Below are 13,159 nucleotides of genomic sequence, written 5' to 3'. Positions count from 1 at the left end.
AGAAAGACCAAGGAATTACGCGCCCATGAGCAATCCCGGTGAACTGATCATCGAGCCGCGCAACGGCAAGCCCGCCGATGCCTGTTTTTTCATCCTGCATGGCCTGGGAGCCGACGGCCGCGATTTCGAGCCGCTGGTACCAGCGCTGCCGCTACCCGCCGATGCCAGCGTGCGCGTGATTCTCCCCCATGCGCCACGGATGCCGGTCACCGTCAATGGCGGCATGGTCATGCCGGCCTGGTACGACATTCTTGAGATGAGCCTGGACCGCCGCGTAGACGAGCCGCAGCTCAAGACTTCCGCCAAGCGGATCCAGTCGTTGGTGCAAGCGCAGATCGATCAAGGCATCGACAGCCGTCGAATCATACTGGCCGGTTTCTCACAGGGCGGCGCCGTGGCCTATGAGGCCGCGCTGTCGTTCGAGCAACCGCTGGGCGGGCTGCTGGCGATGTCGACCTATTTCGCCACCGCCGACAGCATCACGCTTGCCGAGACCAACCGTGGGCTACCCATCGAGGTGCACCACGGCAACTTCGATCCGGTCGTGCCTGAGGCGCTGGGCAAGGCCGCCTATGAGAAAGTGCTGTCGCTCGGTTATCCAGCGAATTATCGCAGCTATCCCATGGCCCATGCGGTTTGCCCCCAGCAGGTGCTGGATATCGGCAAATGGCTGGGCGAGCGGTTGGAGCAATCATGACAGCGGTGCCATGCTACTGATGATGTGGCGGTGGGGTAATTGTCCCTCGACGTTGTTTGAAGCCGTCGATATTACCCCAGCGTCCTGAGTGCATTGTTCAGTTAAAAGGAGTTAGCGACCATGTCCGATCTGTCTACCGAATTTCGCCTGCCGTCTGGCTGCCCGTCGTGCGGCAGCCATCGCATGCAGGTGTCGGAGGTCAAGAACCCCGATGACAAGGTTTTCTGCGCGTCCTGTCGGCGTTTTGTGTGCCTCTGGCATGAGGCCGAATCTGCCCTCGAGCATGGCCCGTCCAGCGAAACCGAGGCGCTGATCGAGAAGGTGACCAATCGCAAGAGCGAATGAGCCGGCTGGCTGGCCTGGCGGGTAGGTAGCCTCAGGTCGAATTGAGTTTTGTGCACCGCAGGAATACCATTTCCGCGGTTCGAATGCCGGCCAAGGCGAGCGACACCCGCCCGGCCAATCCTCACGGCGACAATCCGCGTGTTGACAACCAAGGAGTCACCATGAAAGACCCCGTTCGCATTACCATTACCGGCGCCGCCGGCCAGATCAGCTATTCCCTTGCGTTCCGTATTGCCTCCGGCGACATGCTGGGCAAGGACCAGCCGGTGATCCTGCAACTGCTGGAGATCCCGCCGGCCATGGACGCCCTGAACGGCGTGGTGATGGAACTCAACGACTGCGCCTTCCCGTTGGTGCAGGATATTGTTGCCACCGACGATGCCAACGTCGCCTTCAAGGACAGCGATTACGCGCTGCTGGTCGGCGCCCGCCCGCGCGGTCCGGGGATGGAGCGCAAGGACCTGCTGGAAGCCAACGCGGCAATTTTCTCCGTGCAGGGCAAGGCGCTCAACGACAATGCCAGCCGGAACGTCAAGGTGCTGGTGGTGGGCAACCCGGCCAACACTAACGCGCTGATTGCCTCCTGCAACGCGCCGGAACTCGATCAGGGCCAGTTCACGGCAATGATGCGCCTGGATCACAACCGTTCGCTGACACAGCTGGCGCAGAAGGTTGGCAAGCACGTCACCGATGTGGAATCCATGATCGTCTGGGGCAACCACAGTGCCACCCAGTACCCCGATCTTGCTCACTGCAAGGTAGGCGGCAAGCCCGCGCTGGAACTGATCGAGCGTGAATGGTACGAGAACGATTTTATCCCCACCGTGCAGCAGCGCGGGGCGGCCATCATCAAGGCGCGTGGCGCGTCTTCCGCGGCCTCGGCGGCCTCGGCGGCCATCGATCACATGCGTGACTGGGCGCTGGGCAGCGACGGTATCGTCAGCATGGGCATCCCGTCCGAGGGCAGCTACGGCATCGAGCCGGGTATCATCTATTCCTACCCGGTAATCTGCAAGAACGGCCACTACGAGATCGTTCAGGGCCTCGAGGTCGATGACTTCAGTCGTGGCCGCATGAAGGCCACCGAAGACGAGCTGCGTGAAGAGCGCGCCGCCGTTGAGCACCTGCTGGGCTGATGAGCTAGCGCTGGTACGAAAAAAAACGCCCTGGCGGGCATTCCCGCCAGGGCGTTTTCGTATTTCTGGGCTAGATTTCTATGTCTGGAATCATTTCGCTTGTCTGACGTACGTCAGTCGCGCAGGCTGATGATCTTCCAGCCGTGCGCTTCAGCGGCCTGGCGCAGGGTAGGGTCCGGGTCGACGGCGACCGGATGGTCGACGCGCTCGAGCAGCGGCAGGTCGTTGTGGGAGTCGCTATAGAACCAGGCACCGTCGAGGGCCATGTCCTTGCGGGTCAGCCATTCATCGAGCCGCTTGACCTTGCCTTCCCGGTAGCTGGGAGTGCCGCTGACGCGACCGGTATAACGGCCATCGAGGCTTTCGGGCTCCACCGCAATCAGCTCGTCGATGCCTAACCGCTTGGCGATAGGGCCGGTGATGAAGCGGTTGGTCGCGGTAATGATCAAGAGCGTATCGCCGCTGGCGCGGTGGCGTGCCACCAGGTCCTCACCCTTGGGGAGGACATGAGGCTCAATCTTGCTGGCCATGAATTGCTGGTGCCAAGCCGCCAGTTGCTCGGGGCTGTGCTGCGTCAGCGGCTTGAGCGCGACCTCGAGGAAGGCGTAGATGTCCAGGGTGCCGGCTGCGTAGTCGGCCAGGAAGCGATCATTGGCCTCGCGATAGGCAACCGGGTCAACGGCGCCTTGTTCGAGCAGGAACTCGCCCCAGGCATGGTCGCTGTCGATCGAAAGCAGGGTGTTGTCCAGGTCGAAGATGGCCAGGCTCACGGCATACCTCTTTAAAGGATTCTGAAAGGGTTCTGGGTGGACGGTTTCTTTAGATAGCTTCATTAACGGGATGATGACGAGGCTGGGGATTATGGCAGAAGCGATGGGGAGCTTCGAGCGGCACGCCCTTCGTCGTTCCGTCCCGTGCAGTTTTGTTGATGCCCTTTGCAGGCTTATGGAAGAATGTTCCCAATACTGGATTAATAAGGTGAAGTCCGTGATCGACGCTGACGGCTTTCGCCCTAACGTTGGCATCATGATTGCCAACGAACAGGGGCAACTGCTCTGGGCGCGTCGGGTAGGGCAGAACGCTTGGCAGTTTCCCCAGGGAGGCATCAAGGCGAACGAGACTCCGCAACAGGCACTTTTTCGCGAGCTGCACGAGGAAATCGGCCTCACCGCCGATGATGTTCAGGTTCTTGCCTGCACCCGGGGCTGGCTGCGTTATCGCCTGCCCAGGCGCATGATTCGTACCCATTCACGGCCGGTATGCATCGGCCAGAAACAGAAGTGGTTCTTGCTGCGAATACGCTGCCAGGATAGTCGAATTTGTGTAGACGGTACGCCCAAACCGGAATTCGATGGCTGGCGCTGGGTCAGTTACTGGTACCCTCTGGGTCAGGTAGTGCCCTTCAAGCGTGAGGTATACCGACGGGCCTTGCGCGAGCTGTCGCCCCGCGCCCAGCGGCTTGCCCTCGGGCTGGGGTGATTGAGACGGGGAGGAACACCGGCGATAGCGTCGGGTCTGACATTCATCAAATCCTGCTGTACTAGCAGGAAACATTACGTGGATACCAGGACGCTCATGCTCGAGGTTTTGCGCCGCATCATTCAGGAAGTCAACGGGGCCCGTAATCTGGATGCGGCCTTGTCCACCATGGTGCGTCGCATTCGCAAGGCCATGCGTACCGATGTCTGCTCCTTCTATCTCTTCGACGCCGATATTGACCGTCTCGTGCTCATGGAAACCATCGGCCTGCGCGCCCAGGCCGTCGGCCAGGTGACGCTGTCGCTTGGCGAGGGCCTGGTGGGGTTGGTGGCCAGCCGTGAAGAGCCGCTGAATCTGGAAGATGCCCAGTCGCACCCGTACTTTCGCTACTTCGAGTCGACCGGCGAGGAGCGCTTCTCCAGCTTCCTCGGCGTGCCGATCATTCATCAACGCCGCATGCTCGGCGTGCTGGTGGTGCAGCAGTCGGTCAAGCGCCGCTTCGATGAAGAGGACGAGGCGTTTCTCGTCACCATGGCCGCTCAGCTGGGGGGTGTGCTGGCGCACTCGCTGGCGACCGGAAACCTCAATCGACGTAGCCTTTCCGATGGCCAGGCGGTGTTCAAGGGCGTTGCCGCCGCCCCGGGCATGGCCATCGGCGAGGCGGTCGTGATCGCCCCGCCTGCCGATCTCGACAGTGTCCCCGATCTGATTCCCACGGATGTGGAGTACGAGATCACCCGGCTCAACGAGGCGATCGGGCGAGTCAGAAACGAGATACGTTCGGCCGGCGAACGCCTGGCCAGCCGTATCTCGGCCCAGGAGCTGGCACTGTTCGAGGTCTATCAGCAGATGCTTGGCGAGGCCGCGCTTTCCCAGGAAGTCGTCAAGCGCATTCGCGAGGGGCAGTGGGCCCCCGGTGCGCTGGCCGACGTGGTGCGTCGCCACGTGCAGTATCTCGAGCGGGTCGATGACGATTACCTGCGCGAGCGTGCCGCCGATATACGCGATCTCGGCCGGCGGGTGCTGGCCCATCTTCAGGAAGAGACCTCACTGACGCCCGCTGTCTTTCCGCAGCGCACCGTACTGGTCGGCGATGAGATCAGTGTGACGATGCTCGGCGAAGTGCCGCGGGAGAAGTTGGTGGGGTTGGTGTCGGTACGCGGCTCCAGCACCTCTCATGTGGCGATCATCGCCCGCGCCATGGGAATCCCCACCGTGTCGGGGATGGTCGATCTGCCCTTGCCGAGGCTCAATGGGGCGCCGGTGGTGCTCGACGGCCACCGCGGGCGCCTTTTCGTCCGACCCGGCCCGGAGCTAGAAAGCCATTACCAGATATTGATCGACGAGGAGCTGGCCCTGTCCGAAGTGCTCGAGCATGAGCAGGACCTGCCCAGCCGCACTCCCGACGGCCATGACATGGCCTTGATGGTCAATACCGGCCTTACCGTTGACGCCGTGGCATCGCTCAAGAACCGCATCAGTGGGGTGGGGCTCTATCGCACCGAAGTGCCTTTCATGATCACCGAGCGCTTTCCCGGTGAGCAGGAGCAGACGCGCCTCTACCGCGACCAGCTCGAGAGTTTCGCTCCGCTGCCAGTGGTGATGCGCACCCTGGATATCGGTGGCGACAAGGATCTGCCGTATTTCCCGATCGAGGAAGCCAATCCCTTCCTGGGGTGGCGGGGCATCCGCGTGACGCTCGACCACCCCGAGGTGCTGATGGTGCAATTGCGCGCCATGCTGCGGGCCTCGCAAGGTCTCGACAACCTGCAGGTGCTGTTGCCCATGGTGACCAACGTCGATGAGGTCGACGATGCGTTGCGTCTGCTCGACCGTGCCATCATCGAGCTGGGCGAGGAGGGTGTGGTGGCCAGGCGGCCGAAGGTGGGGGTAATGATTGAAGTGCCGGCGACGCTCTATCAGCTCGAGGCGCTTGCGCAGCGTGCCGATTTCTTCTCGGTCGGCACCAACGATCTCACGCAGTATCTGCTAGCGGTGGATCGCAATAATCCGCGTGTTGCGGAACTCTACGATACCTGTCATCCCGCCGTGCTCTCGGCGATGGCGCGCCTGGCCGACGAGTCACGCGCACTCGACCGGCCGATCTCGGTATGTGGTGAGTTGGCCGGTGACCCGGCCGGCGCCCTGCTATTGATGGGCATGGGCTTCGATGCACTATCGATGAACGCTCCCAGCCTGCCACGGGTCCGCGCCGCGATCCGCCGTGTGCCCCACAGTGCGGCTCGCGAGCTGGTTACCCAGACCCTCGCCCTGGAATCGCCGAAGGCGGTTCGCCACCATCTTGCGACCCGCTTCGGGGAATGGCAGCTGACGCACCTGCTGCCACCGGGAAATTGATCAGGCCGGGAAATTAATCAGGTGCCGATCTCGATGCGCAACTCGTCTTCGCCGAGCATCACGCCTTCGGGCCCGAAGCGCCGCTCGCCGATGGTGAGGCGGTCATCGGCCCGCCATTCCAACCAGGTAGTCGCACGGGTGCCGTAATCCTGGCCAACGATAAAGGCAGCCGACAAGTGACGCTCCAGTTCGAGGCCTACCCCCGTGTCCGGCAGCTGATGATCGATAGCGGGATGCGAGTCGCGCATTGCCTGTAGCGCCTCATGCGGCCAACGCTGATGCGCCACACTGGCGGCAAGGCCGTTACAGGCGGCGGTCAGCTTGGGCCAGGGCGTATCGAGCCCGGCATTGGAAAGGCCGTGCAGGCCAGGCGTTAGCATCTGCAGCGAGACACCTTCCCATCCGCGGTGCAGGTGCCAGAGTCGCTCCCCGTCACCCACCAGCAGGTTGAAGCCGGCGTAGCGCAGGGCGTCGCCGACCGCCAGCCTGTCGAGCCAGGCCGGCAGCATGTCCGCTTCGAGGGCTTCACGGACCAGCGCGCCGCGGCTCGGCGCCTCGGCACTAACCTGTAGGCGAGGGTCACGGACATTGGTCACGGCGGCGAAGCGCCCGCGACGATGTACCGCCAGCCACGATCCTCCGGCAACCAGGTCGCGACCGCCGACGATAGCCGGCGCATCGTCCCAGGCCGCCAGCGGCGCCGTGGGGCGAGCATGAAATTCGTCACGGTTGGCTACCAGGCGCAGCGGAAAAGCGCTGCCGGGGCGATGATCCAGGGCAATGAGACACATCCGCAGAGCTTAGCGTTACGGCGCCCAGTAGGGAAGATATCCTGCCTGGCAGGCCCCGCCATGACAGCAATGGTGCCGGCATCGTACACTCACCGCACCTTTGTTTCCCAAGGATGGTCATGCGAGCCGAGACAAGCAAGGAGCGCCTCTGGGCGCGGCTGGTCAAGCCCCTGCTATGGCCTGTGCTGTGGGCTCAGGCCTTGCTTGTCACGCTGTGCGTCCTGGTCTGCTTGTCGCTCTGGTGGGCTATTCCGCACAGTGTCTCCTGGAGCTTCACTGTCTGGTTGGGGCTGGCGCTTCTGGCGGGCAGCAGCCTCAACGTGATGATCTTTCTGGTGATGCTGCGTCATCGGCTGGCCGCGCGGGAGGAAAGCCTGGTCGAACTGCTGGAGGATAACGAGCGGTGGCTGGAGGAGGTCGAGCGACGCGAAGGGCGCTTCTTGATGCTCGGTGGCGTTCCTGTCGATCTTCGCGACCGTATTATCCGGCTGCTGGTGGGCATGCGGGCATTTTACGATACGCACTTGTCGTCACCCGCGGCCGCCGTGTTCGACAGCAGCGAAGAGCATGCGAAGCTAGTCGAGGCGCTGGAAAGCCGTGAGCGTCGCCTCGAACAGCTGTTGGTGGGCCAGCAGCGGGCGCGCGAAGAGTCGCGGCTCAAGTCCGGCTACTTGAACCATCTGCAAAGAGAGCTCGAACCATTGATGGCCTCACTGGACAGCATGCTCATCCATGCACCCGGCAGCGCAGCGCACGAATCCGCGCTTGCCTCCACCCAGACCCTCCAGGACTTTCGCGAACGGCTGAAAGATATCTCGGTATTGGTTTCCAACTTGACGGGTGAAGTGCCCACGAGACGTGACAGGGAATCGCGTCAGCGCCAGCTCCGTGTGCTGATCGTCGACGACGGTCCGGTCAATCTGATGCTGGCGCGGAAGGTCCTGGAGGGGCAGGGATTCATCGTCGAGGCTGTCACCAGCGGTACCGAGGCCCTGGAGCGCGAGAGGCAGGTGTATTTCGACCTGGTGCTGATGGATATCTACATGGCCGACATGGATGGCGTGGCGACCAGCTATCAATGGCGCGAATACGAGGCGTGCCGGCAGGACGCCCACCGCAGCATCCTGGTCGCGCTGACAGCCAATGCCAGCGACGAGGACCGACATCGCTTTCGCGAGGCGGGAATGGACGATTGCTTGGCCAAGCCTTATCGTCCCCAGGCGCTGGTCGAGCTGGTACGGCACTGGCTACCGGGTCGTGTCGAGAATGTCGGCAATGCCTGACCCCGCAGCCGCTCACGTCGCTCTGTTATCCTTGCCGCCATCTTTCATCGACTAACCCGCCTGCCTGAGGATCATCAATGCTGACTTACCCCGCCATCGACCCGGTCGCCATCTCGCTCGGGCCTTTCCAGGTGCACTGGTATGGCTTGATGTACGTGATCGGCTTCGTTGCCGCCTGGTGGCTCGGACGCCTGCGTGCCCGGCGCATCGGCCTGACCCACGATGACATCGGCGACCTGCTGTTCTATGCCGCCATCGGGGTGGTGGTCGGCGGCCGACTGGGCTACGCGCTGTTCTACGGCATGCCGCAATGGCTCGCCGATCCGCTGTGGATCTTCCGCGTCTGGGACGGCGGCATGAGCTTCCACGGTGGCCTGGTCGGGGTGTTGCTCGCCGCCCTGTGGTTCGCCAGAAAGAAAGGGCTGGCCTTCTTCACCCTGACCGACTTTGTCGCCCCGCTGGTGCCCATCGGCCTGGGAGCGGGGCGCATCGGCAATTTCATCAATCATGAACTTCCCGGTCGGGTCACCGGGCTGCCCTGGGGCATGCCCTTTCCCGGCATGGGCCCCGAGCCGCGCCATCCTTCGTCGCTGTATGAGGCGCTGCTGGAAGGTGCGGTACTCTTCGTGGTGCTGTGGTGGGTCTCGGCTCGGCCGCAGCGCCGCGGGCTGGTCTCCGGGCTCTTCCTCGTGCTCTATGGCGTGTTCCGTTTCCTGGTCGAATTCGTGCGCCTGCCGGACGCCCATATCGGCTATCTTGCCTTCGGCTGGTTGACCATGGGTATGCTGTTGACCCTGCCGATGATTGGTATCGGCGTGGGATTGATCCTCTGGTCACGGCGCCAGCCGGTCGATGTCCGCGACGCCTAATGGTTCGCTGGCCCGGTAGCAAGCGGGCAAGTAGACTAACGCTTTTTTATTCCGACTCTCCTGCCATTTAGGGTCCGCCAGACGATGCACAACCACCAAGACCAGCACGAAGGCCAGTCGGTGCTGGAATCGCCCGCCCTCGAACAACCCTACCTGGATCTGATGCGCCAGGTGCTCGATCACGGCATGGAGCGTGGCGATCGCACCGGCGTCGGCACGCGCTCGTTGTTCGGCCACCAGATGCGCTTCGATCTGTCGCGCGGCTTCCCGCTGGTGACCACCAAGAAGCTCCATCTGCGCTCGATCATTTTCGAGCTGCTATGGTTTCTGCGCGGCGATACCAACATCGCCTATCTCAAGCAAAACGGCGTGCGGATCTGGGACGAATGGGCCGACGACAACGGCGACCTCGGTCCGGTCTATGGTTATCAATGGCGTAGCTGGCCCGACCCGCACGGCGGTCACGTCGATCAGATCGAGAGGCTCCTCGAGCAGATCCGCAGCAATCCGCAGTCGCGGCGCTTGATCGTTACCGCCTGGAATCCCGCCCAGGTCGATGACATGCAGCTGCCGCCGTGCCACTGCCTGTTTCAGTTCTATGTCGCCGATGGGCGTCTGTCCTGCCAGCTTTACCAGCGCAGCGCGGATATCTTTCTCGGGGTGCCGTTCAATATCGCCAGTTACGCGCTGTTGACGCAGATGATCGCACAGGTCTGTGGTCTTGCGCCCGGCGACTTCGTGCATACCCTGGGCGATGCGCACCTTTATCTGAATCATCTGGAGCAAGCCGAGCGTCAGCTCACACGCTCGCCGCGTCCCTCTCCGCAGCTGGTGCTCGAACCCGGTGTCACGAGCCTCTTCGACTTCCGCTTCGAGGATATCGCCATCGAAGGCTACGACCCGCATCCCTCCATCAAGGCACAGGTAGCCGTATGAACGACGAGACGCTGATTCCAGTCGCCATGATCGCTGCGCTGTCCCGCAACCGGGTGATCGGCGTGGACAACCAACTGCCCTGGTACCTGCCGGAGGATCTCAGGTTCTTCAAGCGCATGACCCAGGCCAAGCCGATGGTGATGGGCCGCAAGACCTTTGCCTCGATCGGCCGGGCGCTGCCGGGGCGTCTCAACATCGTGGTGACTCGCGATCGCGACTTTGCACATGAGGGCGTGCGGGTCTGTCATGACCTCGCATCAGCGCTGCGTCTGGCCGATCAGCAGGCCACCATCGACACCGCCGAAGAAATCATGGTGATCGGGGGGGGGGAGATCTTCGTCCAGGCGATGCCCTGCGCCTCGCGCCTCTATCTCACCGAAGTCGATGTCGAGATATCGGGTAATGCCCACTTTCCCGAGCTGGACGCGGCCGACTGGCAAGAGGTGCAGCGCGTTGCCGGGGAGCCCGCCGAGGGGCAGCCGAATTATGATTTTGTCTACTATGTCCGCAAGTGAGTGTCCGCCGATGACGCGACAGCGCGTTGACGCCGTCGCCTGTTGGCGACATTTGCCGCGTTGCCATGGCTGACTCACACTCACGCTGTGGGGAGAGACCCGGGAGGCCGCCAATTGCTTGACCATCATCACTTGCTCGACGAACTGGAACGTCGCGTCGAGGCTGCACGGCTAGCCGTCAGCGAGCGACGCCAGGAATGTGCCAGGCTGCGCGCACGGCTCTACGAGCTGGAAGCCACGCGTCTGGAACTGCTCGAGGAAAACCGTGAGCTCGACGAGCAGAACAGCGAACTGGAAGCCCACAATCGCCATCTGCTCGAGAAGCTGGCGGCGGGCGAATCCCACGGCGGCTTTCCCCCTCCCACCCGGCGCGCCCAGGGGCTCGCTGCCCTGATCGGCCATCGTCCGCGACAGAACGTCTCGGCGCCCACGCCCCAGAACGCTCCCACATCTTCCTCGGCACAAGGCGAGCAGACCCCTGGCGTCTCGCCGGCAGCGCCACGGCGTGCGCCTGCGGTAGACGAAAAGCCAAAGCCAAAGGCAGAGGAACCAAGGGCAGAGGAACCAAAGGCAGAGAAAAAAGTAGAGCAAAAGACCACTGTCGAAGCGGTGGTTGTCGATGAAGCTCCCCCCTCACCTCAGGCGCTGCTGGCCCAGTGGTATCAGCGCTATCCCGCCGCCTTCTTCAAGGGCCATACTCGGCCGCTCAAGGTAGGCATTCATCACGACCTCACCGCGCGTGAGCCCTGGCCGGAGAAGCTGGTGCGCCGTGCCCTGGCGGGCTACGTCAACCTGCCGCGCTATCTCAAGGCGGTGCGCGAGGGCGGCGAGCGCATCGATCTTGACGGCCAACCCGCCGGCACCGTCGACGCCCAGGCCGCCGACCACGCCAGGCAAAAGCTCGAGCGCCTGCAGGCTGGTCGTGCCGAACATTCGCGCCAAGACCGGTTTCGCGGTGACCCCGCCCGGCAAGGCAAGGCGGGAAAGGGCGCCGGGAACGACAGGCGGCCACCGCGCGAGGCTCAGCAGCACCGTGAGCCAGCCCGCGACAAGCCCGCGGCCAAGCAAGCGCCTGAGCCTCACGCCACCCTGGAAGACAAGCTCAGCGCCCTGTTGGCCAAGCACAATCGCCAGGGCTGACGCTTTTCTTCCATCGTTTGGCTGATCTCTTTAAGACGCACCCACCAAGACGAATCCGTGCAGGCTTGCCACGACCCTAACCACGCGGCATGATATTCGCGCTCATTGCTGCCCGGCGCTGTTTCGCCAGGATGCATCGGTCGCCGCTCGCGGCCCAAGGGGGAGCCAGGAAGACGAGGCCTACCACCCAGGCAAGAGAAAGTTCCCTGAGGAAGGTGCGGGCTGAATGAAAACAGTGTTTTTTCTTCTTGCGCTGACTCGTATCCGCGGTTAAAGTTCCTCTTGCGAGCATTGGACTATAACAAGGCTTAACCGAGGTCCGGCTCGCGCGCTGCCACCTCCCGCGAGGGAGCCGACAGGGCACGAACCGGCAACAACATCGGCAAGCCAACCTGTACGGATGCCTCAGGCTCCGGCAGACAACGATCGAAACAGCAAGTTAGTCAAAGGACTCATCGAAATGAAAAAGACACTCTTAGCGACTGCTATCGCCGGTACCATGGCCGCCACTGGCGCCCAGGCCGCCACCGTTTATGACCAGGACGGCACCACGCTTGACGTCTATGGCCGTATCGCCATGGGTATTGCCGGTGGTGGCTCCGAGTTTAACGATGCCGGCCAGGAAATCGATAACGGCCCCGAGTTCGTCGACGTCTACTCGCGTCTGGGCCTGAACATGAGCCAGGAAATCACCTCCGACCTGTCCGCCTTCGGTCGCCTCGAGTGGCGCTTCCGCGGCGACGAGGCCGGCAACAATGGCGCTAACGACTTCGATGCTTTCAGCGAGACTCGCCAGTCGTATCTCGGCCTGCAGAGCAACAACTGGGGTACCGTCCAGGCCGGTAACTTCGACTCCTTCTACCTGCAGTCCGTGACCGCGCCGTTCGACGTCTATATCGACCGTGGCCTGGAATTCGGTACTCACAGGACTCAATCACGCGGCGACTCCATCGGCTATTTCACGCCTGACATGCAAGGCTTCCAAGTCTTCCTGCAGGCCAAGCACTACAGCAATCGCGGCGACATTGAAGGTGTTGATCAGCGGGACGACGAAGTCGTCGCCCAGGGCGGCGCGAAGTACGAAGTGGGCGGGCTGCGTCTGGCCGCTGGCTTCGTCGATGACAAGGCTATCCTGGATGAGGATGGCGACAGAATCACTAACCCCAATGCGAATGGCAACGACGAGATGCGCTACGGCACCACTGCCGCCTACGCATTCACCGATGACTTCTCCGCCCGCCTGGGTTATGAAGCCCGCGACGATAATGGCGAGTACGGTGGCGGCTTCGAAAAAGTTGGCCTGGGCATGTCCTACGCTATCAACCAGTGGGCCTTCAACGCCGATATTTACCATATCGACGAGGATGACGCTGAGGATGAGCGTTTGTCCTGGGCTGCCGGCGGCTACTATAACGTCTCCAGCAACTTCAACCTCTTCGCCGAGGTGCAGCAGGCTGACCAGCCGGATGCTCAGATTGGTAGCGGTGGTGTCGAGGTTGATGACGGCGACGATGTCTACTACGTGACCGGTGCTCGCTACTTCTTCTAAGCCTCACGCTTGAAGCAGTAACGCACTCGCCACAACGAAGCCGGCCCCCAGGGGCCGGCTT

Annotated in this window: 13 protein-coding genes; 11 read left to right on the top strand and 2 right to left on the bottom strand. The window is 62.5% G+C overall.

From position 1 onward, the window contains the following. The first annotated feature begins 25 nt into the window (after positions 1-25). The 3 genes from BM341_RS09080 to BM341_RS09070 all read left to right on the top strand — a co-directional run bounded on the left by BM341_RS09080 (position 26) and on the right by BM341_RS09070 (position 2,178). Positions 26-697, top strand: coding sequence for an alpha/beta hydrolase (locus BM341_RS09080; protein ID WP_089795110.1), 672 nt, complete (start codon positions 26-28; stop codon positions 695-697). Between the two features lie 120 nt (positions 698-817). Then, the gene (locus BM341_RS09075) at positions 818-1,042 is read left to right on the top strand and encodes a hypothetical protein (RefSeq protein WP_089795108.1); all 225 of its coding nucleotides are present in this window, start codon (positions 818-820) and stop codon (positions 1,040-1,042) included. 161 nt (positions 1,043-1,203) lie between these two features. Further along, complete coding sequence (locus tag BM341_RS09070; RefSeq protein ID WP_089795238.1) at positions 1,204-2,178, top strand: malate dehydrogenase; 975 nt, start codon at positions 1,204-1,206, stop codon at positions 2,176-2,178. 113 nt (positions 2,179-2,291) lie between these two features. Here the strand turns inward: BM341_RS09070 and BM341_RS09065 are convergent, their stop codons facing one another. Then, on the bottom strand, positions 2,292-2,948 hold the full coding sequence (locus BM341_RS09065) for a histidinol-phosphatase (protein WP_089795106.1): 657 nt from the start codon (positions 2,946-2,948) through the stop codon (positions 2,292-2,294). A 217-nt stretch (positions 2,949-3,165) separates the two neighbouring features. On the opposite strand from BM341_RS09065, the gene BM341_RS09060 reads away from it, so the two are divergent. Both BM341_RS09060 and ptsP read left to right on the top strand, forming a co-directional pair. Beyond that, a complete protein-coding gene (locus BM341_RS09060; RefSeq protein ID WP_217646195.1) occupies positions 3,166-3,657 on the top strand; it encodes an RNA pyrophosphohydrolase in 492 nt (163 codons plus the stop codon). Positions 3,658-3,753: 96 nt separating this feature from the next. Then, complete coding sequence (gene ptsP, locus BM341_RS09055) at positions 3,754-6,015, top strand: phosphoenolpyruvate--protein phosphotransferase (RefSeq protein ID WP_089795236.1); 2,262 nt, start codon at positions 3,754-3,756, stop codon at positions 6,013-6,015. Between the two features lie 17 nt (positions 6,016-6,032). On the opposite strand, the gene BM341_RS09050 is transcribed toward ptsP, so the two are convergent. Continuing rightward, the gene (locus BM341_RS09050) at positions 6,033-6,806 is read right to left on the bottom strand and encodes an NRDE family protein (protein WP_089795104.1); all 774 of its coding nucleotides are present in this window, start codon (positions 6,804-6,806) and stop codon (positions 6,033-6,035) included. A gap of 119 nt (positions 6,807-6,925) precedes the next feature. Here BM341_RS09050 and BM341_RS09045 point away from each other — a divergent pair, with 119 nt between their 5' ends. The 6 genes from BM341_RS09045 (at position 6,926) to BM341_RS09020 (ending at position 13,098) form a co-directional block, all read left to right on the top strand. Beyond that, complete coding sequence (locus BM341_RS09045) at positions 6,926-8,089, top strand: response regulator (RefSeq protein WP_175507836.1); 1,164 nt, start codon at positions 6,926-6,928, stop codon at positions 8,087-8,089. 77 nt (positions 8,090-8,166) lie between these two features. Next, a complete protein-coding gene (lgt, locus tag BM341_RS09040) occupies positions 8,167-8,958 on the top strand; it encodes a prolipoprotein diacylglyceryl transferase (protein WP_089795100.1) in 792 nt (263 codons plus the stop codon). Positions 8,959-9,042: 84 nt separating this feature from the next. Continuing rightward, complete coding sequence (locus BM341_RS09035) at positions 9,043-9,894, top strand: thymidylate synthase (protein ID WP_089795098.1); 852 nt, start codon at positions 9,043-9,045, stop codon at positions 9,892-9,894. Beyond that, on the top strand, positions 9,891-10,409 hold the full coding sequence (locus BM341_RS09030; protein WP_089795096.1) for a dihydrofolate reductase: 519 nt from the start codon (positions 9,891-9,893) through the stop codon (positions 10,407-10,409). The genes BM341_RS09035 and BM341_RS09030 overlap by 4 nt, the downstream gene beginning before the upstream one ends. Before the next feature lie 114 nt (positions 10,410-10,523). Continuing rightward, complete coding sequence (locus tag BM341_RS09025) at positions 10,524-11,549, top strand: ProQ/FINO family protein (protein ID WP_245784226.1); 1,026 nt, start codon at positions 10,524-10,526, stop codon at positions 11,547-11,549. A 460-nt stretch (positions 11,550-12,009) separates the two neighbouring features. Next, positions 12,010-13,098: a porin gene (locus BM341_RS09020; RefSeq protein ID WP_089795094.1), complete on the top strand. Its 1,089-nt coding sequence runs from the start codon at positions 12,010-12,012 to the stop codon at positions 13,096-13,098. Positions 13,099-13,159 lie beyond the last annotated feature (61 nt).

Origin of the sequence: Halomonas korlensis, from assembly GCF_900116705.1 — a bacterium.
Classification (GTDB): Bacteria; Pseudomonadota; Gammaproteobacteria; order Pseudomonadales; family Halomonadaceae; genus Halomonas; species Halomonas korlensis.
Note: the sequence above shows the minus strand (reverse complement) of the source record. Positions and strands in the feature narration are given on the sequence as shown.

Coding starts and splice junctions, on each gene's coding strand:
- BM341_RS09075 (WP_089795108.1), top strand. CDS start 818: ATGTCCGATCTGTCTACCGAATTTCGCCTGCCGTCTGGCTGCCCGTCG.
- BM341_RS09045 (WP_175507836.1), top strand. CDS start 6,926: ATGCGAGCCGAGACAAGCAAGGAGCGCCTCTGGGCGCGGCTGGTCAAG.
- ptsP (WP_089795236.1), top strand. CDS start 3,754: ATGCTCGAGGTTTTGCGCCGCATCATTCAGGAAGTCAACGGGGCCCGT.
- BM341_RS09035 (WP_089795098.1), top strand. CDS start 9,043: ATGCACAACCACCAAGACCAGCACGAAGGCCAGTCGGTGCTGGAATCG.
- lgt (WP_089795100.1), top strand. CDS start 8,167: ATGCTGACTTACCCCGCCATCGACCCGGTCGCCATCTCGCTCGGGCCT.
- BM341_RS09020 (WP_089795094.1), top strand. CDS start 12,010: ATGAAAAAGACACTCTTAGCGACTGCTATCGCCGGTACCATGGCCGCC.
- BM341_RS09080 (WP_089795110.1), top strand. CDS start 26: ATGAGCAATCCCGGTGAACTGATCATCGAGCCGCGCAACGGCAAGCCC.
- BM341_RS09070 (WP_089795238.1), top strand. CDS start 1,204: ATGAAAGACCCCGTTCGCATTACCATTACCGGCGCCGCCGGCCAGATC.
- BM341_RS09050 (WP_089795104.1), bottom strand. CDS start 6,806: ATGTGTCTCATTGCCCTGGATCATCGCCCCGGCAGCGCTTTTCCGCTG.
- BM341_RS09030 (WP_089795096.1), top strand. CDS start 9,891: ATGAACGACGAGACGCTGATTCCAGTCGCCATGATCGCTGCGCTGTCC.